Annotated in this window: 24 protein-coding genes; 21 read left to right on the top strand and 3 right to left on the bottom strand. The window is 35.2% G+C overall.

The window, feature by feature from the left end; genetic code table 11:
- The first annotated feature begins 48 nt into the window (after positions 1-48).
- The 6 genes from EV142_RS06120 (at position 49) to rlmH (ending at position 4,324) form a co-directional block, all read left to right on the top strand.
- On the top strand, positions 49-930 hold the full coding sequence (locus EV142_RS06120; RefSeq protein WP_132033554.1) for a pirin family protein: 882 nt from the start codon (positions 49-51) through the stop codon (positions 928-930).
- 4 nt (positions 931-934) lie between these two features.
- Positions 935-1,330, top strand: a complete 396-nt coding sequence (locus EV142_RS06115; RefSeq protein ID WP_132033552.1) for an OsmC family protein — start codon at positions 935-937, stop codon at positions 1,328-1,330.
- Between the two features lie 6 nt (positions 1,331-1,336).
- Positions 1,337-1,621 carry a GNAT family N-acetyltransferase gene (locus EV142_RS06110; protein WP_132033550.1) on the top strand — a complete coding sequence of 95 codons (285 nt, stop codon included), beginning with the start codon at positions 1,337-1,339 and terminating at the stop codon, positions 1,619-1,621.
- Between the two features lie 289 nt (positions 1,622-1,910).
- The gene (locus EV142_RS06105; RefSeq protein ID WP_132033548.1) at positions 1,911-3,329 is read left to right on the top strand and encodes an amidohydrolase family protein; all 1,419 of its coding nucleotides are present in this window, start codon (positions 1,911-1,913) and stop codon (positions 3,327-3,329) included.
- Between the two features lie 115 nt (positions 3,330-3,444).
- Positions 3,445-3,759, top strand: coding sequence for an antibiotic biosynthesis monooxygenase family protein (locus EV142_RS06100; RefSeq protein WP_132033546.1), 315 nt, complete (start codon positions 3,445-3,447; stop codon positions 3,757-3,759).
- Between the two features lie 91 nt (positions 3,760-3,850).
- Complete coding sequence (gene rlmH, locus EV142_RS06095; RefSeq protein WP_029269532.1) at positions 3,851-4,324, top strand: 23S rRNA (pseudouridine(1915)-N(3))-methyltransferase RlmH; 474 nt, start codon at positions 3,851-3,853, stop codon at positions 4,322-4,324.
- A gap of 33 nt (positions 4,325-4,357) precedes the next feature.
- On the opposite strand, the gene EV142_RS06090 is transcribed toward rlmH, so the two are convergent.
- On the bottom strand, positions 4,358-5,005 hold the full coding sequence (locus EV142_RS06090; RefSeq protein WP_132033544.1) for a hypothetical protein: 648 nt from the start codon (positions 5,003-5,005) through the stop codon (positions 4,358-4,360).
- Positions 5,006-5,007: 2 nt separating this feature from the next.
- Positions 5,008-5,832, bottom strand: coding sequence for a dihydropteroate synthase (gene folP / locus EV142_RS06085; protein ID WP_132033542.1), 825 nt, complete (start codon positions 5,830-5,832; stop codon positions 5,008-5,010).
- Between the two features lie 187 nt (positions 5,833-6,019).
- Between folP and EV142_RS06080 the strand changes: the two genes are divergently transcribed.
- The 15 genes from EV142_RS06080 (at position 6,020) to EV142_RS06010 (ending at position 18,212) form a co-directional block, all read left to right on the top strand.
- Positions 6,020-6,559: a DUF1599 domain-containing protein gene (locus tag EV142_RS06080; RefSeq protein ID WP_132033540.1), complete on the top strand. Its 540-nt coding sequence runs from the start codon at positions 6,020-6,022 to the stop codon at positions 6,557-6,559.
- 81 nt (positions 6,560-6,640) lie between these two features.
- Entirely contained in the window at positions 6,641-7,762 is a 1,122-nt protein-coding gene (locus EV142_RS06075) for a BT_3928 family protein (RefSeq protein ID WP_132033538.1), read from the top strand.
- Positions 7,763-7,894: 132 nt separating this feature from the next.
- A complete protein-coding gene (locus tag EV142_RS06070) occupies positions 7,895-8,560 on the top strand; it encodes a YqiA/YcfP family alpha/beta fold hydrolase (protein WP_132033536.1) in 666 nt (221 codons plus the stop codon).
- Between the two features lie 293 nt (positions 8,561-8,853).
- On the top strand, positions 8,854-9,357 hold the full coding sequence (locus EV142_RS06065; RefSeq protein ID WP_132033534.1) for a TlpA family protein disulfide reductase: 504 nt from the start codon (positions 8,854-8,856) through the stop codon (positions 9,355-9,357).
- Positions 9,358-9,410: 53 nt separating this feature from the next.
- Positions 9,411-10,163, top strand: a complete 753-nt coding sequence (gene tpiA / locus EV142_RS06060) for a triose-phosphate isomerase (RefSeq protein ID WP_132033532.1) — start codon at positions 9,411-9,413, stop codon at positions 10,161-10,163.
- Positions 10,164-10,365: 202 nt separating this feature from the next.
- The gene (prmA, locus tag EV142_RS06055; protein WP_132033530.1) at positions 10,366-11,199 is read left to right on the top strand and encodes a 50S ribosomal protein L11 methyltransferase; all 834 of its coding nucleotides are present in this window, start codon (positions 10,366-10,368) and stop codon (positions 11,197-11,199) included.
- A gap of 144 nt (positions 11,200-11,343) precedes the next feature.
- The gene (locus EV142_RS06050; RefSeq protein ID WP_095381901.1) at positions 11,344-11,619 is read left to right on the top strand and encodes an ATP-dependent Clp protease adaptor ClpS; all 276 of its coding nucleotides are present in this window, start codon (positions 11,344-11,346) and stop codon (positions 11,617-11,619) included.
- A 63-nt stretch (positions 11,620-11,682) separates the two neighbouring features.
- Complete coding sequence (locus EV142_RS06045) at positions 11,683-12,954, top strand: sterol desaturase family protein (RefSeq protein ID WP_132033528.1); 1,272 nt, start codon at positions 11,683-11,685, stop codon at positions 12,952-12,954.
- A gap of 11 nt (positions 12,955-12,965) precedes the next feature.
- Complete coding sequence (locus EV142_RS06040; protein WP_132033526.1) at positions 12,966-13,664, top strand: lysoplasmalogenase; 699 nt, start codon at positions 12,966-12,968, stop codon at positions 13,662-13,664.
- A 98-nt stretch (positions 13,665-13,762) separates the two neighbouring features.
- The gene (locus EV142_RS06035; protein WP_132033524.1) at positions 13,763-14,215 is read left to right on the top strand and encodes a 2-dehydro-3-deoxyphosphooctonate aldolase; all 453 of its coding nucleotides are present in this window, start codon (positions 13,763-13,765) and stop codon (positions 14,213-14,215) included.
- Between the two features lie 634 nt (positions 14,216-14,849).
- A complete protein-coding gene (kdsA, locus tag EV142_RS06030; RefSeq protein WP_132033521.1) occupies positions 14,850-15,668 on the top strand; it encodes a 3-deoxy-8-phosphooctulonate synthase in 819 nt (272 codons plus the stop codon).
- Between the two features lie 17 nt (positions 15,669-15,685).
- Positions 15,686-16,585 carry a hypothetical protein gene (locus EV142_RS06025; protein WP_132033519.1) on the top strand — a complete coding sequence of 300 codons (900 nt, stop codon included), beginning with the start codon at positions 15,686-15,688 and terminating at the stop codon, positions 16,583-16,585.
- A gap of 100 nt (positions 16,586-16,685) precedes the next feature.
- Positions 16,686-17,360 carry a YiiX family permuted papain-like enzyme gene (locus EV142_RS06020; RefSeq protein WP_132033517.1) on the top strand — a complete coding sequence of 225 codons (675 nt, stop codon included), beginning with the start codon at positions 16,686-16,688 and terminating at the stop codon, positions 17,358-17,360.
- Positions 17,361-17,449: 89 nt separating this feature from the next.
- Complete coding sequence (locus EV142_RS06015; RefSeq protein WP_132033515.1) at positions 17,450-17,902, top strand: hypothetical protein; 453 nt, start codon at positions 17,450-17,452, stop codon at positions 17,900-17,902.
- 4 nt (positions 17,903-17,906) lie between these two features.
- Positions 17,907-18,212 (top strand): hypothetical protein, encoded by a 306-nt coding sequence (locus EV142_RS06010; RefSeq protein ID WP_132033513.1) that lies wholly within the window; start codon positions 17,907-17,909, stop codon positions 18,210-18,212.
- Positions 18,213-18,287: 75 nt separating this feature from the next.
- On the opposite strand, the gene EV142_RS06005 is transcribed toward EV142_RS06010, so the two are convergent.
- Complete coding sequence (locus tag EV142_RS06005; protein WP_132033511.1) at positions 18,288-19,679, bottom strand: M20/M25/M40 family metallo-hydrolase; 1,392 nt, start codon at positions 19,677-19,679, stop codon at positions 18,288-18,290.
- Between the last annotated feature and the right edge of the window lie 5 nt (positions 19,680-19,684).

Raw genomic sequence — 19,684 nt, 5'->3', positions numbered from 1 at the left:
CTTTCCATTTCCACTGTAATTTTGTTTTCAACTCAAATAAACCATACCATGTCAAACATCAGCTTAATTATTGAAGAACGTGCCGCCAATATCGGCAATTTTATGGTAGGGAGATTATTGCCCTTCCGTGAAAAAAGAGCTGTCGGACCCTTTGTATTTATTGATCATATGGGACCGGCGCATTTAAACCAGTACCAGAATATGGATGTCCCGCCTCACCCGCACATCGGACTTTCCACTTTAACTTTTTTGTTTGAAGGAAGCATCATGCACCGTGACAGTCTGGGAACCGAATTGGAAATAAAACCGGGCGCCGTAAACTGGATGACAGCGGGAAAAGGAATCGTACATTCCGAAAGAACGCCGGAATATTTAAGACATTCTGATAAAATGCTTCACGGATTACAGATCTGGGTAGCGCTACCAAAAGAATTAGAGCAAATGGATCCGAATTTTGCCCATGTGGAAGCAGAGGATATTCCGGCCTGGGAAGAAAACGGCGTTTCTTATAAATTAATTGCCGGAGAAGCTTTTGGAAAAAAATCACCGGTTCCGGTGTATAGTCCGTTGTATTTTATTGAAATTAAAAGCGAAACCACCCAAAAAATAAACATCGGAAAAGATTTATTTGGCGAAAGCGGATTGTATATTCTGGAAGGAAGTATCAAAAGCGGCGAACATGTTTACGATCCGAAGCAAATCCTGATTACCAACGACAGTACTTTGTGTGAGTTTGAAATTACGGCCAATTCAACCGTTTATATTTTTGGAGGAACGCCTTTTCCGGAAGAACATTTTATCTTTTGGAATTTTGTTTCTTCGGATAAAGAATTAATAGAAAAAGCAAAAAAAGACTGGACAGCACAAACTTTCCCAAAAGTTCCGGGTGAAACCGAATTTGTACCTTTACCTGAACCAAGAATTAAATAATAGTATGGATACCATTAAAGCAACAATCGATACCCGAAAATATCGTACCGAAATAACATCTAAAACCGGCAATACACTTATTTCAGATGAACCGCAGGAAATAGGCGGAAAAAATTTAGGTTTTAGTCCGTTTGAACTTCTCGCTTCATCTCTGGCCTCCTGCACTTTAATTACATTGCGAATGTATATTGACCGCAAAGTCTGGGATGTTTCAGAGCTTACCATCTGGGTTGATTTTGACAAAAATGAAGAACATACCGTTTCTTTGTTTTCGACGAAAATCTTAATTGCCGGAAACGTAGACGACGCACAAAAACAGCGAATTTTGAAAATTGCAAACAGTTGTCCGGTTCATAAAACACTTGTAAATACAATTAAAATAGAAACTTCATTAGTATAAATAATCATGGAAATCCAACAAATAAACGATATAAAAAGAGGCCATTTTGAAGCTCTCGAAGATGGAAAAGAAGCCGGAAAAATGACGTATACCTGGGCCGGGGATTCTAAATTCATCATTGACCATACCGAAGTCAACGAAGAATTCAGCGGAAAAGGGGTTGGCAAAAAACTGCTGATGGCTACCGTAGACTATGCGAGAAATAATAATCTGAAAATCATTCCGCTTTGCCCTTTTGCGAAAAGCGTTTTTGATAAGACGGAAGAAATTCGGGATGTGCTTTTTTCCTGAAGGTTCAAAGTCGCAGAGTTGCAAAGGGTCAAAGGTTTTTTAGATCCTGAGGTTCTGAGTTGCTGAGGTTCTAAGGTTTTATTTTAGACGCACTGATGTGCGTCTTTTTTTGTTTTTAGGTGAAGTATTGCGGTACAACTTTGCGAACTTTGCGGTTAAATTTACGGCATGTTTAAAAAAAACCTTGCGCTCTTTGCGGTTAAATACACAAAGTAAAACCTCAGTTTAAAATCACATTTTCAAATGTCCTCAAAATCCATTACATTTGCATGTAATTTAAATCTAGACTATGACGAGGATAATTACACTTTTCTGTTTTTTTATAGCGCAAATTGGCTTTTCTCAATCAGCTGAACGTTATTTAGAAAAAATCAGAAACAATGAAGCACTCTCCACTGCTTTTTTTCAACAAATGCCCAAAGGAGGCGATTTACACCATCATTTTTCAGGATCCATTTATGCGGAACCTCTTCTGGAAAGAGCCATTGCAGCCGATTTTTATCTGAATTTAGAAACGATGGAGGTTTCCAAAACAAAACCTGCAAAGGGAAACTGGGAAAATTTTTCTTCTCTTAAAAATAACGGAAAACTGGAATTCTATAAACAGCAGGTCATGCAAACCTGGTCCGCTAAAGATTACAACAGCGTGTCTATTCCTTCTGACGATTTGTTTTTTGATTCGTTTGATAAATTTTTCCCCACAATAGACGGGCATTTTGCCGAAGGCATGCTGGAACTAAAAAAGCGTGCTGTTGCTGAAAATGTAAGTTATATCGAAACACAATTATCTACAATTCCATGTGATATGAATGTTTCCGATTTAACTGATTTCAATGCTAAACTTCGCCAGGCGGCAGCTCAAAAAGACGAAAAAGCGGTTCTGAAATATTTAGAGGAATTGTACAAATCCCTACAGCAAAAAGACGCTAAAAAATACGCAGAAGATTTCAATACCAACTTTATAGCAAAACTGCACAAAGACCTGAAAATTGACGATGACCGTTTTACGATGCGTTACCAAAATTTTGTGCTGCGTTTTATGGAACCGGTAGATTTGTTTAAAAATCTGGTGATCGCTTTTATTTCTGCCAACGACAGTAAATTGGTCGCCGGTGTAAACATTGTTTCTCCTGAACATGGCGAAAATTCAATGAACGATTACTGGCTTCATATGGTGATGTTTAAATACTGCCATTCGAAATTTGCTGATGTAAAATATACGCTTCACGCCGGAGAATTAACGCTGGGATTAGTACAACCGGAGGATTTAACCTGGCATATCAACGATGCGGTTTATGTTGCCGGAGCCAATCGAATCGGACACGGAGTTGATATTGCCTACGAAGCCAATTCTTATGATTTGTTGCGTTACATGGCTAAAAACACTATTCCAATAGAAATTAATCTGACCAGCAACGAATTCATCTTAAAAGTTAAAGAAAACAGACATCCCTTTTCACTTTACAAGGAATTCAATGTACCAATCGTCATCAGCACGGACGACGCGGGAATTTTAAGGACAAACATGACAGAACAATATGTGTTACTGGCAAAAAGATATCCGGATGTGACGTATGCGACGATCAAACAATATGTGTACAACAGCATAAATTACAGCTTTATTCAGGATGCTTCGGTAAAAAAACAATTACTGAAAGATCTGGACACAAGATTCAAAACCTTCGAAGCCAAATTTTCTAAAAATTAAAACGGATTACCAAAAACTATTAAAAAAAATCTGCCAAATCCGCCAAATCTGCGGGAGCTATTTTTTTCTCGCAGATTTAGCAGATTTGGCAGATAAAATATAATAACTAAATTTTATGATTCTGGAAGCTGTTTTTCTTTTTATAAAACCCGAATTAGCAAGTCAGTTTGAAGCTGATTTTGCCAATGCAAGTAAATTTATTTCTTCTATTGAAGGGTATTTGGGACATCGTTTAGAAAAATGTCTTGAAGTCGAAAATAAATATCTTTTATTAGTGGACTGGAATACACTTGAAGATCATACGGAAGGCTTCAGAAATTCTGAAGCGTATTTAGAATGGAAGAAGATTCTCCATCATTATTATGAGCCGTTTCCGGTTGTAGAGCATTTTAAAACTGTTTTTGAGAATAAAAAGCAGATCGTTAAATAGTACACAGATTTTACGAATGAAACGGATTATCACAAATTCCGTTTTTTAAATTTGTGATTATTTGTGTAATTCGTGGCAAAACTTTTAATCAATGAACATCAAACTTATCGCCATTGGCAAAACCGACAATAAATCGCTTCAAACCCTGATTGACGATTATACCAAACGCCTGTCTTTTTATATCAAATTTGATCTGGAGATTATTCCGGATATCAAAAACGTAAAGAATTTGTCGGAGAGCCAGCAAAAGGAAAAAGAAGGTGAACTGATTCTTTCCAAACTAACACCCACCGATCAGTTGATTTTGCTGGATGAAAACGGTAAAAACTTCTCGAGCGTTGGTTTCTCTGAAGAATTACAAAAGAAAATGAACTCCGGAATCAAAACGCTTGTTTTTGTAATCGGTGGCCCTTACGGATTTTCAGATACGGTTTACAGCAAAGCACAAGGCAAAATTTCGCTTTCATTGATGACGTTTTCGCATCAGATGGTGCGTTTGTTTTTTATAGAGCAATTGTACCGCGGATTTACGATTTTAAGGAATGAACCTTATCATCATCAATAAAAGTTTTTGTTTCAGGTTTTCTTTGTTTCAAGTTTAAAAAACGAATTCTTCTTCTTCATTTATAAAAACAAGTGGAATCTTTTTATCAATTATAGTTTTCACTAAGATTTTACATTGAATATAATCCCCGTAAGTCATATTTTTATCATACGAAAATTTAATTTCAGCTTTGGGATTAATTACTAAACTATCTAAGAATGGCTTTAAATTATTTTTAGGAAAATCATATATTTTTCTACCGCTATATTGTATCAAACCGTTCTTTTTAAAATACAACTGACTTCTGTTATTGGCAATTTCCATTTTATAATACACTTTCGTGAACGGCAGAAAGGCTAAATTCTTTCCGACAGAATCAGCGTAGGAATAATAGTTTTCGGCTTTTTCGTTTTTATGCGCTTTCTCAGCACGCTTTTTTTCCTGAAGTTTCATTACTTCCGGAATAACCATTTTTAAAGGCAGACGTTTGTCTATATTGAAAATCCAATTGGTTGAAATGATACTGTTTTTCCGGTTTAATTCAGCAATGGTATCTTTGCCTTTGGTTTTAAAAAAGATATAAATCGGCGAGAGATCTTCTACATTTTTAACGATACTAACATTTGATTTTGGTAATAAAACGTCTTCTTTTTTTCCACAGGAGAAAAGAAGAACAATAAAGAGCAGAAATAAGTATTTCATATTTACAAAATCATTTTATTAAACAAAGTCACACATTCCATTGCTTCCTTCACATCATGAACACGAAGGATTTTAGCCCCTTTTGTCAATGCAATCGTATTGATGACCGTGGTACCGTTTAGCGCTTCCTGGGCTGTAATATTCAATGTTTTATAGATCATTGACTTTCTTGATATTCCGGCCAAAACGGGCAATTCCAACGAATTAAAAAGCTCCATTTTTTGCAGCACCTCATAGTTCTGCTCCGTTGTTTTGGCGAATCCGAAACCCGGATCCAGAATTAGATCATTGATTCCAAGACTTCTGGCTTTTTTTACTTTTTCCGAAAAATAAAACAGCATCTCTTTTACAATATCTTCGTATTGCGTCATGGTTTGCATGGTCTGCGGATTTCCACGCATGTGCATCATGATGTAAGGCACATTATAATGGGCGATTACGTCAAACATTTTATCGTCTAATTCACCGGCCGCAATATCGTTTATAAGCGCAGCGCCGCTTTCTATACTTGCTTTCGCCACTTCTGCCCTGAACGTATCGATCGAAAGCAGTGCCTCCGGAAAGTGTTTTAGAATTATTTCAATAGCAGGAACAATGCGATCAATTTCTTCCTGTTCCGACACAAAATCGGCACCGGGCCTGCTGGAATAAGCCCCAATATCTATAAATGTTGCGCCTTCGGTTAAAATTTTGCCCGCGCGCGTGACAATCTCATATTCATTTTTATATTTTCCGCCATCAAAAAAAGAATCCGGCGTGACATTCATAACTCCCATTACTTTAGGAGTCGATAAATCAATAAGTTGGCCTTTGCAGTTAATTAACATTTTGCTTTAAGTTTTATTTGTTTCAGGTTGCGGGTTGCAGAACCTTTGTTTCAATCTTTCCCTGTTTCAAGTGGTCTGAATTACAAACTCTGTTTTAAAAAACTTGAAACAAAGAAAACCTTAAACTTGAAACTCTTTAATTTTATCCTTATTTTTGAAGAAATTTTTAGCAAATATACAGCAATAAATGAAGAATACTTCCTTAGAATATGATAATGTAGTCACGGTTTGCCGTACCTTATTTATCAATAAAATGAAAGATTACGGCAGTGCATGGCGCATTTTGAGACTGCCTTCACTGACGGATCAAATTTTTATAAAAGCGCAACGAATCAGAAGTTTACAGGAAAACGAAATCCGTAAAGTCGATGAGGATGAAAAAGGAGAATTTATCGGAATTATCAATTATTCTATCATGGCTTTGATACAGTTAGAATTGGGAGTTGTTGACCAGCCGGATCTCGATGTGGAAAAAGCAACCGAATTATACGACGCCAAAATTAAACTGACCAAGGAATTAATGGAAGCCAAAAACCATGATTATGGTGAGGCCTGGCGTGAAATGCGCGTGAGTTCGCTTACGGACCTGATCCTGCAAAAACTGCTTCGTGTTAAACAAATTGAAGACAATAAAGGCAAAACTCTAGTCTCTGAAGGTATTGATGCCAATTATCAGGACATGATCAATTACTCGGTTTTTGCGTTGATTTTAAACCCTATGAAATAAAAAATTCCAAAATGAAATTCCAAATTCCAATCTTGTTTTAAGAATGTAAAAGGAAATGGAATTTTAAATTAAACTATACTTATGAAAAACATTATTACCCAATTCTCCAGACTATTTGTCGGCGTATTATTTATTATTTCGGGATTAATTAAACTCAATGATCCGGTTGGTTTCTCTTACAAACTGGCAGAATATTTTAGTGAACCGGTTTTCAATATGCCTTTTCTGGAGCCGCTGGCTTTAGGATTAGCGATATTTTTAGTGATTTTAGAAGTGGTGTTAGGGATAATGTTGTTAGTAGGTTACAAAGCAAAAGCAACGATTTGGTTCTTATTGCTATTGATCGTCTTTTTCACCTTCCTGACCTTCTACTCTGCTTATTTTGATGTGGTGAAAGATTGTGGCTGTTTTGGAGACGCTTTACATCTTACACCGTGGCAATCGTTTACAAAAGATGTTGTTTTACTTTTCTTTATCCTGATTTTATTCTTCAATAAAAAATTGGTTAAACCTTTATTTTCAAAACTGGTAACCAATATCATCACTTTAATAAGTGTTATTTTGTGTGTGTTTATGGCCGTTTGGGTATTAAATCACAATCCGATTAAAGATTTTCGCCCTTTCAAAGTGGGTAACAACATCGAGGAAGGAATGAAAATTCCAGACGGTGCTCCCAAATCGGTGGTTGAAATGATTTTTATCTACAAAGTAAACGGAGTGGATAAAGAATTTACCGAAAAAGAGTTAGCCAATATTCCTGCAGGTGCCACTTTTGTTGACAGAAAAGACAAGGTAATCACTGAAGGTTATGTACCGCCCATTCATGATTTTACAATGGTAAAAGAAGATTCTGATTATAAAGAAGAATTACTGAAAGAACCGAAATTAGTGATTTTTGTAACCTATGATTTAAATTTATCGAATCCTGAAGGCATGAAAAAACTGGAAAAAGTAAATCAGGAAGCGAAAGCGAAAGGCTACAAAGTAATTGCAATGACGGCTTCAGGTCCGGATGAAATAGCTAAAGCCAAAAAACAATACGGTTTAAATGTGGATTTCTATTTCTGCGATGCAACGGCTTTAAAAACCATCGAAAGAGCCAATCCGAGTATCGTAGTTTTACATAAAGGAACTGTGGTTCAGAAAGTACATTACAACGATGTTGATGATTTAAAATTATCCGATGTTGCTTATGGTCTTTAATAAATAACAGATAATATTACTGGCGCCAATATTCTATATTTTAGAGGTATTGGCGCTTTTTTTAAGTTCCATTTTTAAATAATAAATTTTAGAAAAAAGAACATTCGCAAAATCAATCCTATTTAAACCACAATGAAGAAACCATTTCAACTGATTACTTTTTCACTTATCATTCTTTTTAGCATCCTGGGTTTTGGTCAGACACCAAGTAAAAACACCGAACAGGCTTATATTTTTTTTCTGCACAATAAATTTATCGAAGAACATGATTTAAACGAAGCCCATCCTGAATATGGAAAAGCCGAATACAATGAAATTATCAATTCTTTTAAAGCGGATCATTTTATAGTTTTTAGCGAAAAAAGGAAAAAGAACACCAATGCCGCAGAGTATGCTGAAAAGGTGGTCAAACAAATTCATAAACTACTAAAAAAAGGCGTCAAACCTAATAAAATAACTGTAGTCGGAACTTCAATGGGTGGTTATATCGCACAATATGTTTCAACTTATCTGGCGAATCCGGAAGTGAATTTTGTATTTATCGGCTGCTTTCGTGATATCGATATTGAGGAAATTCAGGATATCAATTTCTGCGGAAACATTCTGACCATTTATGAAAAATCAGATGTTTTGGGCGTATCGGCCATTAGACGAAAAGAAACCTCAAAACTGAAAGTTAATCATTTCAGGGAAATCGAATTAAATACCAATTTAAAACATGGTTTTTTATATAAAGCTTTAGACGAATGGATTGTTCCCTGTAAAAAATGGGCCAACGGAAATTACGATTTGAATTGATAATTTATCGTCGAAAAAAAGAAATTTGCAGCGTTTTTCTAAATTTTTTTAAACCTTAAAAAAGTAAAAAACATCCTTTTTTGATGGATTAAGAAATCTAATTGCTAAAATTTGTTCCAAAATTGAATTTTTCCAACGAACTATTACGATTTCAGACTCTTTTTTTTAACCGAAATTTCCTGTTTTGTGATAAAATAAAGAGGTGTTCAAATTTTGTTAATCTCCATTTGGCATTCGATTTCTTTGTTTAACTTTGTGAATTCAGTATTGAAATAAAATTTTAGAATCCTACTATGAAACAAATAGCACTGCTCTTTATTGCCTTTATCACATTTTCATGCTCACAGGCTCAGAAAACAAGTTTTTCTAAAGAAGCCTTATCTGAAAAACTATTAGCGACTGATGGAAGTCAGGTTGCTTTCAAAAAAATATTAAAAAATTACAAAGGAAAAACGCTGGTTATCGAAGTTTGGGCTTCCTGGTGTGGTGACTGTGTAAAAGCAATGCCAAAAGTAAAAGAACTGCAAGCCAATAATCCTGATGTTTCTTATTTGTTCCTTTCTGCTGACAAAACAGCTGATAAATGGAAAATCGGCATTGAAAAACACGAATTAAAAGGAGATCATTTTATGATGAATGACGGTATGAAAGGTCTTTTCGGAAAAGCAATTGATTTAGACTGGATTCCGAGATATATTATCGTCGACAAAACCGGAAAAATTGTTTTATACAGAGCTATCGAAACCGATTTTGATAAAATCAATGCCACTTTACAAGGATTAAAACAAGTGCAATAAAAATTGCTATTTCATCTAAACAAAAATTAAAAGAATAAATAAAAACTACCAAAATGAGAAAAAAGATTGTTGCAGGAAACTGGAAAATGCATAAAAATGCCGCACAAACTGAAGAATTATTAAATGAATTAATTACCAAAATACCAGCACAAACTACCGCTCAGGTAATTGTTGCACCAACATTTGTAAATTTACAGGCAGCTGTTGCCAAAGTAAAAAACACAACAATAGGTGTTGCTGCTCAAAACGTTCACCAGGCTGAAGGTGGTGCTTTTACAGGAGAAATTTCTGCTGAAATGCTAACCAGCATTGGCGTAAATACAGTAATTCTTGGTCACTCTGAGCGCAGAGCTATTTTTCATGAAACAGATGCTTTGATCGCGAACAAAGTAGACACTGCCCTGAAACATGATTTGACTGTTATTTTCTGTTTTGGAGAAGAATTAAAAGACCGTCAGTCTGAAAACCATTTCAATATTGTTGAAAACCAACTACGTGACGGATTATTTCATATCGCAAAAGAATCATGGTCTAAAGTTGTTTTAGCTTACGAACCGGTTTGGGCGATTGGAACAGGAGAAACTGCTTCTCCGGAACAAGCACAGGAAATGCATGAATTCATCAGAGAAGTGGTTCGTAAAGCTTTTGGTGCTGATATTGCCGATGAAGTTTCAATTTTATACGGTGGTTCTGTAAAACCGGACAATGCTAAAGAGATTTTCTCTAAACCGGATGTTGACGGTGGTTTAATCGGAGGTGCTGCTTTAAAAGCAGAGGACTTCTTAGCTATTGTAACAGCAATCTAAAAATTATTTTGCCACAGATTCCAAAGATTTGGACAGATTTTTTAAAAATCATATTAATCTTTTAATCTGTGGCATTAAATACAGAGCGATACTTCAGGTATCGCTTTTTTTATGTTTATAAATTATACTTAAAATAATAAGGTTCTGCCGGATTTTTAAACAACTTCTGCTTTGGATTCTTACCTTTGCAAAAAAAATAGTTATGTCGAACATATATTTAGGATATCATTTTACCATTGAACCAAAAGAACCGGGTTCGGAAATTTTAATTGCGGAATTAGGCGAAAAAGCGTTTGAGACTTTTACAGAAACAGAAAACGGAATTTCGGCTTTTGTAAAGAAAGATTTATGGGATTCGACTATTCTGGATGACATTTATATCTTAGAATCAGAAGAATTTAAAATTGAATATACCATTGAAGAAATCGATCAGGTAAACTGGAACGAAGAATGGGAAAAGAATTTTGAAGCCATTGATGTTGACGGAAAATGTCATGTTCGTGCTCCTTTTCATCCAAAAACTGATGCCGAATTTGATATTGTAATTGAACCAAAAATGAGTTTCGGAACAGGTCATCATGAAACTACGCATATGATGATTCAGCATTTGCTTGAAACTGATGTTGAAGGTTTGAAAACTTTAGACATGGGTTGCGGAACTGCAATTTTGGCTATTTTGGCCGAAATGAAAGGTGCACAACCTATCGATGCCATTGATATTGACAACTGGTGTTATTTGAATTCGATCGAAAATGCAGAACGCAATAACTGTAAACATATTACCGTTTATGAAGGCGATGCTGCGTTGTTGGCCGGTAAAAAATACGATCTGATTATAGCCAATATCAACCGTAACATTTTGTTAAACGATATGCAGGCTTATGTAGATTGTTTAAATCCAAAAGGGACTTTATTATTAAGCGGTTTCTACGAAGAAGACATTCCGTTTATTGATGCATCCTGCACTGAAAAAGGATTAAAATATGTTAAAAAGTTTCAAAGGAACAACTGGGTTTCATTAAAATACGTAAATTAGATTGTTAATTATTTCCAGGTTAAAAGGGCTCGGAATTAAACGAGCCAAACGGATTTTCACAGATTCTGAGTTTTAAAATCTTTACAATTCGTGTAATCTGTGGCAAAAAAAATAGTAATTACAACAGTACAAAAACTTAAAAAAATGAGTACTAAAGAAAAAGTAAGAGAAAGAGTTCGGGAAAAAGAAGCTACAGGTTTCAATAACGAAATCATTGTTTATAACGACGATGTAAACACTTTTGATCACGTAATCGATACTTTAATGCGCGTTTGCAGTCACACGCCCGAGCAAGCAGAACAATGTTCCTTAATTGTACATTACAACGGAAAATGCACTGTAAAGACAGGTCCGATGGACAAACTGAAACCGCAATGCACACAACTTTTGGAAGCTGGCTTAAGCGCCGAAATTGTTTAAATTGAGAATATTTTAAAAAACATTCAATTTTATCTATATTTGGGTAAAATTGAATGTTTTTTTATGGAAGAATATGGAAAGATATTAATTATTGCCACACCGGTTTTTTTAGTCTTAATTATAATCGAAAAAATATATGGCATATACAAAAAGGACGATACCGCCCCTTTAATAGACAGCGTATCGAGTATCAGTTCGGGAATTACCAATTCGGTAAAAGATGTTTTAGGCCTTAGCCTTACTTTTATTTCCTATGAATGGCTGGTTTCTAAAATTGCTGTTTATCATCTGGAAGCTAACGTTCTCTCCTACTGCATTGCCTTTTTTGTGATCGATTTTTATGGATACTGGAGTCACCGATTGGCACATCAGATTAATTTCCTCTGGAACAAACATGCAATCCACCATAGCAGTGAAGAGTTTAATTTAGCCTGTGCCCTGCGACAGCCTGTTGCAAGCTTAGTCAATTTATTTACTTTTTTACTTATTCCCGCAGCTTTGATTGGTGTTCCCGCTACTGTCATTGCCATTACCCTGCCTCTTCATTTGTTTTTGCAATTTTGGTATCATACCAAGCATATTAAAAAAATGGGCTTTATTGAACACATTTTGGTAACCCCCTCCCATCATCGGGTGCATCATGCCATAAATCCGGAATATTTAGACAAAAATCATTCCCAGATCTTTATTTTCTGGGACAAACTTTTTGGGACTTTTCAGGAAGAATTGGATGATGTTCCTCCTGTTTTCGGAATTACGAGACCTGCTAATACCTGGAACCCGATCCGGATTAACTTCCAACATTTGACTTTGCTGATTAAAGATGCCTGGCGTGCTCCGAAATGGAAAGACAAACTCAGCATCTGGTTTAAACCAACAGGATGGCGACCGGAAAATTTCGAAGAATTATTCCCCGTAAACAAAATCGAAAATGTTTATGAGTTTGAAAAATACGGAACACAAAATTCCAAAAAACTAATTTATTGGTCTGTTGCACAAGTCTTACTCACCCTTTTGTTTGTCACGTATCTATTTGACAATATTGCCAAAATTGGTTTGCCCAATATCTTTATCTATGGCTTTTTTATTCTGATTACAATCTACAGTTACAGTGAGCTTATGGACAAAAGTAAATATGCTCCTTTCTGGGAAGGTTTTCGTTTTATAACAGCGATTGCAATACTCTCTTATTATGGAGATTGGTTTGGACTGAACAGTATTTTTCCATTCTCCAATTCTGTTATTATCGGCTATTTGACTTTATCTTTTTTTGTCTCGGTATATTTTGTCTCGGTCGATTTTAAAACTGATTCAAATCAACTTATCAATTCATAATCCCCCAATCTATGAAAAACACCTTATTCCTTAAAATCTATATTGGTTTTAGTATTGTTTACCTGATGCTTTTACTTTCCGGATACGAGAGCTTTGATCTTTTCCTAAAGCCAATTCTAATTCCTTTATTAGGATTTGGAGTTTATCTTCATAAAAAATTTCCCTCCAAAAATATTGTTTTAACTGCCTTACTTTTTTCTTGGATTGGTGATGTCATTTTGCTTTTTGCAGACATAGCGGAGATCTATTTTATTCTCGGATTGGTTGCTTTTCTTATTTCACATGTTATTTATTCGGTTCTTTTTAATAAACAAACCAAAACACGCAATAAAAAAACAAAAGCCGCTTTTTTAATCGGAAGTCTTATCATTGGCTGTTATTTAATCGGAATGTTATCACTTTTATTACCCACTTTAGGAGAATTAAAAATTCCTGTAATTGTATATGCGACAGTAATTTCACTAATGTTATTGTTTGCCTTTAATGGATTCCTGACCTGGAAAAAACCCGGAAATCAATATGTTTTTGTTGGTGCGATTGTCTTTGTTGCTTCAGACAGTATTTTGGCAGTGAACAAATTTCACTCTCCAATTGAAAAAAGTTCATTTTTCATCATGTTAACCTATCTTGTGGCACAGTATCTGATTATAACTGGTATTTTAAAATTGAATTCAAATCAAAACCTGACAATAGAAAATCAGAAGATTTAAACTTAATTTACGCATTTCAGGCGGCATTTTTCTTAATCCAGATTATTTTAAAAACCGTTTTTACAGCTTACATTTGTACTACAAAACACGTATTTAACATGAAAAAAACAGCTCTTTTTATCGTTTTGCTTATTTCGGTAACTTCTTGTATCAGCACCAAATCTACTTTGAAAAATGTAGATGACAATGCTCCGGATTTAGTTTTGAAAAAAGACAATACGTTTGTCATTACTTTATTCAGCAATGATAAAAAATACGGTTATGATCCGGATTACCCGGTGAATATTTTTTACCGAAACACCAAAGATGAAGCGCTGAACGAAACCCGTTTTTTAAACGCGCTGGCCGGACCAAACGGAGAAAAAATCACCTATACCCGATTAGAGACCTGTTGTCCCTTCCCAACCAAAAGAAGCGATATGGGAGCCGGATTCCTGAATGTTTATGAACTGAAATGGGACGGACAAAAGAAGCCCATAAAACTGTATCTGAACATTTATGAAAAAGGTATTTTAATGGTTCCGATGGGATTGCGTCTGAAGAAAGAATAAACATGATGAAAACAAAAACCACTTTTTTAATTTGTATCTTTTTATTGGTTCTTTTATTTCCTTATTCAATTCTCTATCTGACTTCTAATTTTTTATCATCAGTCATACCCGGATGGCATACCACGATTTATCCTTTGGCAACATTGCTTAAATTCATTATCTTATTAATTGTAGCTTTTTATTATTGGAAACTTTCAAAAATTATAACTGAGGTAAATTTCAAAAAGTTCATCATTTATTTTTTATTAACCCTTCCTGCGATTATAATTACAAAACTGGATCTTTATACAATATTACATTTTAGATCAAACGATCCTGAGGGCGTGATGACAACCATCAGGGCTGTTATTTTTATAAGAATTTTTACAAATATTTTATTTTTTACCGGACAAATTTTGTTTGCAGTTTACTATAAAAAGCAAAGCAGGAAATTAACTTAAATTCTCATAATTCCACTAAAGTTCAATCACAATAGAAATGAAAATCATTTTTATTGAGCAAACCTGTTTTTTCAAGTGAAAAACACCGGAGTAAATCAGTGTTCCGATACGTATCGGACTCATAAAAAAAACTTAAATCTTCATCTTCGATTCATAAATCATAACTACCTTTGCACAGTCAAAAAAATCATACTATGAACATACAACATATTCCACAAATTAAGCATACTGATAGCGGAAATTTCTTTTTACTTGCCGGGCCTTGTGCCATTGAAGGAGAAGAAATGGCGCTTAGAATTGCTGAAAAATTAGTTGGTATTACCGACAAACTTGAGATTCCTTATGTTTTCAAAGGATCCTTTAAAAAAGCAAACCGTTCCCGAATTGATAGTTTTTCCGGAATTGGTGATGAAAAAGCATTAAAAATTTTAAGAAAAGTTTCAGAGACTTTTCATATTCCTACCGTAACAGATATTCATACCAATGAAGATGCTGAAATGGCGGCACAATATGTAGATGTTTTACAAATTCCTGCTTTCCTGGTACGCCAGACAGATTTAGTAGTTGCAGCTGCCAATACAGGAAAAGTAGTAAACCTGAAAAAAGGACAGTTTATGAGTCCGGAAAGCATGAAACATGCGGTTCAGAAAGTATTAGACTGCCACAATGAAAATGTAATGCTTACAGATCGTGGAACCATGTTTGGTTACCAGGATATGATTGTGGACTACAGAGGAATCCCGACTATGCAACAATATGCGACTACGGTTCTGGATGTTACACACTCTTTGCAACAGCCAAACCAGACCGCTGGTGTTACGGGCGGAAGACCGGATATGATCGAAACTGTAGCCAAAGCCGGTATCGCAGTGGGAGTTGACGGTATTTTTATCGAAACTCATTTTGATCCTGCTAATGCAAAAAGTGATGGTGCCAACATGCTGCATTTAGACTATTTTGAAGGTTTAATGACGAAGCTGGTTGCCATTAGAAAAACAGTTAATTCATTCTAATTTTTAATACTATTTCATTGAAAACAAAAATTTTATTTTTCTTTCTGATTTGTGTTTCATTAAACACTTTTGCTCAGGAAGAAATAGCAGTAGAAAGATACACCGCTCACAATAAAGGAAAATTCTTCGTTTCATGGGGAGGAAACAGAGATAGCTACACCAAATCTGATGTGAACTTTAGAGGTAAAGATTATAATTTTACGGTTGCAGATATGAAGGCGCATGATAAACCAAAAGGGTGGCATATTGATTATGTAAATCCTGCTAACATGACAATTCCGCAAACTAACTTCAGAATGGGATATTTCATTAGTGATCATTACAGTGTTTCGATTGGCTGGGACCACATGAAATATGTAATGACTCAGAATCAAACTGCGAATGTTACGGGGTCTATTAATTTACCTGCCGATCAGGCCGGATCTTATTATAACGGAGATTATAATAACAGACCTGTAGATATGTCTCTAAATGGCGCTCAGGAAGGTGGTTCTGATGTTCCTCAGGGAAATCCTCCTGCTTTTTTAATGTACGAGCATACAGATGGTCTGAATTATGTCAATACGGAGGTGTCCAGACATGATGATATTTCAAAATTGTTTGGCATCACTAATACAGATAAAGTACAGATTAATCTAACGGAAGGTTTAGGTGCCGGAGTTTTATATCCTAAAACCAATACGACACTTTTAGGAAAAGAACGTCATGATGATTTTCATGTTTCCGGTTATGGTTTATCTGCAAAAGCGGGCATTAACTTTACGTTTTTCAAATACTTCTATATTCAGGGAGAATTAAAAGGCGGTTATATTGATATGAATGATATCAGAACTACCACAAGTAGTGAAGATAAAGCTTCCCAGCATTTCCTTTTCTTCCAAAGAATTATTGCTTTCGGAGGAATTTTCAGACTCTAAAAACACTTTACTTTATATTTTAAAAAATAGCAGCCCTTTTATTTGGCAGCTATTTTTTTATTATTTACTTTGTAACGCAAAGTACTTTAATTTATACTTTATGAAATCTAAAAAATATCTATTTCCGGTAATCACATTCCTAATCAGTTTTGGATTGGCGTTGTTTATTAGTTTGAAGGTTTTTCCGAACAATCCATTTACGGGAAATAAACTGGAAAAAACAATATCCGGCAAGTACAAAGATGGTGATGTAATTTTTCAAACTTCGGAATCTAAACAATGTGAAGCAGTTCGTATAGCTACTCATTCAAAGTTTTCGCATTGTGGAATTATTTACGATATAAATGGAAAATGGTTTGTTTTTGAAGCCGTTCAGCCCGTTAAACTTACTCCGCTCGAAGAATGGATCAAACACGGAAAAAACAGCAAATATGTGGTTAAACGATTGAAAAACGACAGTGTACTGAAACCTGAAGTTCTCCAAAAAATGAAACAGTACAGCCAGCAATTTGAAGGCAAAGAATATGACGCTTATTTCGAATGGACTGACGACAGAATTTACTGCTCTGAATTGGTCTGGAAAATTTATAAAAATGGTGCAGGCATTGAATTGTCAAAACTGCAACATTTAAAAGATTTTAATCTGGAGGATGAAAGGGTCAAAAAAGTACTGAAAGAAAGATATGGAACTACTATTCCACTCGAAGAAGAAGTTGTTTCTCCATCTAATCTTGCCGATTCTAAACTGTTAACAACAATCATAGATAACTATTAAAAAACATAAAAGCCAATTGAAATCCTGATTGGCTTTTTATTTATTAATTTACTTTGAAATTCAAAGAACTTTTAAAAAACAAGCAAGTCATGAAAGACCAGATTATCGAAAAAATATACGAATACAGCAAACAGCCTTACCAAAAGTATTTCAAAAAAAATAAACCGTGGGAAATTGACAAAACTGCTTTATTAAACTACCCTGAAGGAAGTTTAGGTTTTGGATTAGGAAATTTCCTTTCTAAAAATCATTTTGATATTCAGCCAAAACTGGAAGATCATGATATCATTCACGTCCTTACCAATACAGGTATTTCGGTACGCGAAGAAATCGGAATGCAATATTACCTTTTGGGGAATGGCAAAAAAAGTTTGTATTTATTTCTGGTGATTGCCTCCGGAACGCCCTTTTATATGAAAGAAATCAATTATTTCATGCAACAATACAAAAGAGGCAAAAAGGCGCTTCCGTTTCATTATCTGGACTTTTCAAAAATGTTGTTCACACCCATTCACGCTATTCAGAAAACTTTTAATATTTAGACTCATGAAAACTATTGACAAAAAAACTTTCGATGAAACAGCCTCCATTGACTTAACAATCGGATCGTTTATAATTAGTACACTGCTGTTTGTCATGTACATTCTTTCGAATGAAAATTCAAATGTTCTGGTGATAGCAAGCCCGTTTGTTTTTTCGGCCATTGTGCTGAATACGATAATGCTATTGCACCTGACAGACCTTTTTATACGAATGCCGGAACTGCGAAGAGACATCGGAATTAAAATCCTGATTTTACTTTCTAATATCCCGATCACCTTTTTATATTACTGTATTGTTATGAAAGTCTGATCACTTTTGACTACTTCCAAAAAAAAAAAGCTGCAAGTTATCCACTTGCAGCTTTTCTATTTTATTGATGAAATTTTAATTGGCCTTAGGCGCATCAATTCCGTTTTGGTCCATCAGGTACATCAGAGCTGTCATTGTTGCTGCCCCAAGTTCTAATTCTCTTTTGTTGATCGCATCAAATTTATCATTTGCTGCGTGGTGATAATCAAAATAGCGCTGTGAATCCGGTTTTAAACCTGCTTTTACAATCGCTTTAGACGTTAAATGATCAATATCCGATCCTGCATGTCCAATAGTAAAACTGTGCACTAAATAAGGCTCGAAAAAGTCTTTATAGCCTTGTATCTTTTTAACATTGGCATCATCCGCTTGTATTGAAAATCCTCTTGGGCTAAATCCTCCTGAATCACTTTCTAAAGCAAAAATATGGTTCTCGTTGTTTTTCTTTGAAACTTCTTCATATTTCGCTCCGCCTTTTCCACCATTCTCTTCATTCATAAACAACACAACACGAATCGTATTTTTAGGTTTGTAGTTTAAGTTTTTAAGAATACGGATTACCTCCATACTTTGTACTACCCCTGCCCCATCATCATGTGAACCGTCTGCTAAGTCCCAGGAATCTAAATGCCCGCCGACAACCATAATGTTTTCCGGGTGTTCTTTTCCTGTAAGTTCACCAATTACGTTATAAGATAAAACATCCGGTAATGTTTCGCAGGATTGTTTAAAATAGAATTTTAAAGCCGGATTGTTTTTTAATGTTGCACTCAATAATTCTGCTCCGTTGGTACTAATTGCAGCCGTTGGAATGTATTGCTCTTTTGGTAAATCACCATAGCTTTGCGCTCCTGTATGAGGAAAATCATCCACACGTAAATTCATCGAACGAACAATTGTTCCTACTGCTCCTAATTTTGCAGCTTCTTTTGCTCCTGCAAATCTCTGATCAACACAAGCTCCGTATGATTTGAAAGTTTCGATATTTTCAGGATCCATCGGTCTGTTAAAAAACACAATTTTTCCTTTTACTTTGTCTGCTCCCAGTGCTCCTAATTCTTTAATTCCCTGTACTTCGATTACTTCAGCAGTAAGCCCTGTTTTTGCAGTTGCCACTGATCCGCCTAAGGCACAAATCGGAACTACCGTTTTTGTTTTATCATCCAGGATATAAGCTGTTTCTTTTTCGCCTCGTACCCAATGCGGCACCATTACTTCCTGAAGGTATACTTTATCAAGTCCTAATCTTTCTAATTGTGTTTTTGTGTATTGCACTGCTGCCTCAGCAGTTGGAGAGCCTGATAAACGACTTCCGATATCGTTAGACAAGTATTCAAGCCAGGTATAACATTTGGATTCGGTTAAAGCTTTTTTGTAGAATAATTTAATGTTTTTTTCATCGTTTGATTGCGCAAAAGATGTCAATCCGTTTAAAACTAAAACAGTTAAAAGAATCGTTTTTCTCATGGTTT

The organism is Flavobacterium circumlabens, assembly GCF_004345565.1.
Lineage (GTDB): Bacteria > Bacteroidota > Bacteroidia > Flavobacteriales > Flavobacteriaceae > Flavobacterium > Flavobacterium circumlabens.
Note: the sequence above shows the minus strand (reverse complement) of the source record. Positions and strands in the feature narration are given on the sequence as shown.

Bases quoted from the DNA above. Each gene is read 5' to 3' on its own strand.
- EV142_RS06120 (WP_132033554.1), top strand. From the start codon at position 49: ATGTCAAACATCAGCTTAATTATTGAAGAACGTGCCGCCAATATCGGC.
- EV142_RS06115 (WP_132033552.1), top strand. From the start codon at position 935: ATGGATACCATTAAAGCAACAATCGATACCCGAAAATATCGTACCGAA.
- EV142_RS06110 (WP_132033550.1), top strand. From the start codon at position 1,337: ATGGAAATCCAACAAATAAACGATATAAAAAGAGGCCATTTTGAAGCT.
- EV142_RS06105 (WP_132033548.1), top strand. From the start codon at position 1,911: ATGACGAGGATAATTACACTTTTCTGTTTTTTTATAGCGCAAATTGGC.
- EV142_RS06100 (WP_132033546.1), top strand. From the start codon at position 3,445: ATGATTCTGGAAGCTGTTTTTCTTTTTATAAAACCCGAATTAGCAAGT.
- rlmH (WP_029269532.1), top strand. From the start codon at position 3,851: ATGAACATCAAACTTATCGCCATTGGCAAAACCGACAATAAATCGCTT.
- EV142_RS06090 (WP_132033544.1), bottom strand. From the start codon at position 5,005: ATGAAATACTTATTTCTGCTCTTTATTGTTCTTCTTTTCTCCTGTGGA.
- folP (WP_132033542.1), bottom strand. From the start codon at position 5,832: ATGTTAATTAACTGCAAAGGCCAACTTATTGATTTATCGACTCCTAAA.
- EV142_RS06080 (WP_132033540.1), top strand. From the start codon at position 6,020: ATGAAGAATACTTCCTTAGAATATGATAATGTAGTCACGGTTTGCCGT.
- EV142_RS06075 (WP_132033538.1), top strand. From the start codon at position 6,641: ATGAAAAACATTATTACCCAATTCTCCAGACTATTTGTCGGCGTATTA.
- EV142_RS06070 (WP_132033536.1), top strand. From the start codon at position 7,895: ATGAAGAAACCATTTCAACTGATTACTTTTTCACTTATCATTCTTTTT.
- EV142_RS06065 (WP_132033534.1), top strand. From the start codon at position 8,854: ATGAAACAAATAGCACTGCTCTTTATTGCCTTTATCACATTTTCATGC.
- tpiA (WP_132033532.1), top strand. From the start codon at position 9,411: ATGAGAAAAAAGATTGTTGCAGGAAACTGGAAAATGCATAAAAATGCC.
- prmA (WP_132033530.1), top strand. From the start codon at position 10,366: ATGTCGAACATATATTTAGGATATCATTTTACCATTGAACCAAAAGAA.
- EV142_RS06050 (WP_095381901.1), top strand. From the start codon at position 11,344: ATGAGTACTAAAGAAAAAGTAAGAGAAAGAGTTCGGGAAAAAGAAGCT.
- EV142_RS06045 (WP_132033528.1), top strand. From the start codon at position 11,683: ATGGAAGAATATGGAAAGATATTAATTATTGCCACACCGGTTTTTTTA.
- EV142_RS06040 (WP_132033526.1), top strand. From the start codon at position 12,966: ATGAAAAACACCTTATTCCTTAAAATCTATATTGGTTTTAGTATTGTT.
- EV142_RS06035 (WP_132033524.1), top strand. From the start codon at position 13,763: ATGAAAAAAACAGCTCTTTTTATCGTTTTGCTTATTTCGGTAACTTCT.
- kdsA (WP_132033521.1), top strand. From the start codon at position 14,850: ATGAACATACAACATATTCCACAAATTAAGCATACTGATAGCGGAAAT.
- EV142_RS06020 (WP_132033517.1), top strand. From the start codon at position 16,686: ATGAAATCTAAAAAATATCTATTTCCGGTAATCACATTCCTAATCAGT.
- EV142_RS06015 (WP_132033515.1), top strand. From the start codon at position 17,450: ATGAAAGACCAGATTATCGAAAAAATATACGAATACAGCAAACAGCCT.
- EV142_RS06010 (WP_132033513.1), top strand. From the start codon at position 17,907: ATGAAAACTATTGACAAAAAAACTTTCGATGAAACAGCCTCCATTGAC.
- EV142_RS06005 (WP_132033511.1), bottom strand. From the start codon at position 19,679: ATGAGAAAAACGATTCTTTTAACTGTTTTAGTTTTAAACGGATTGACA.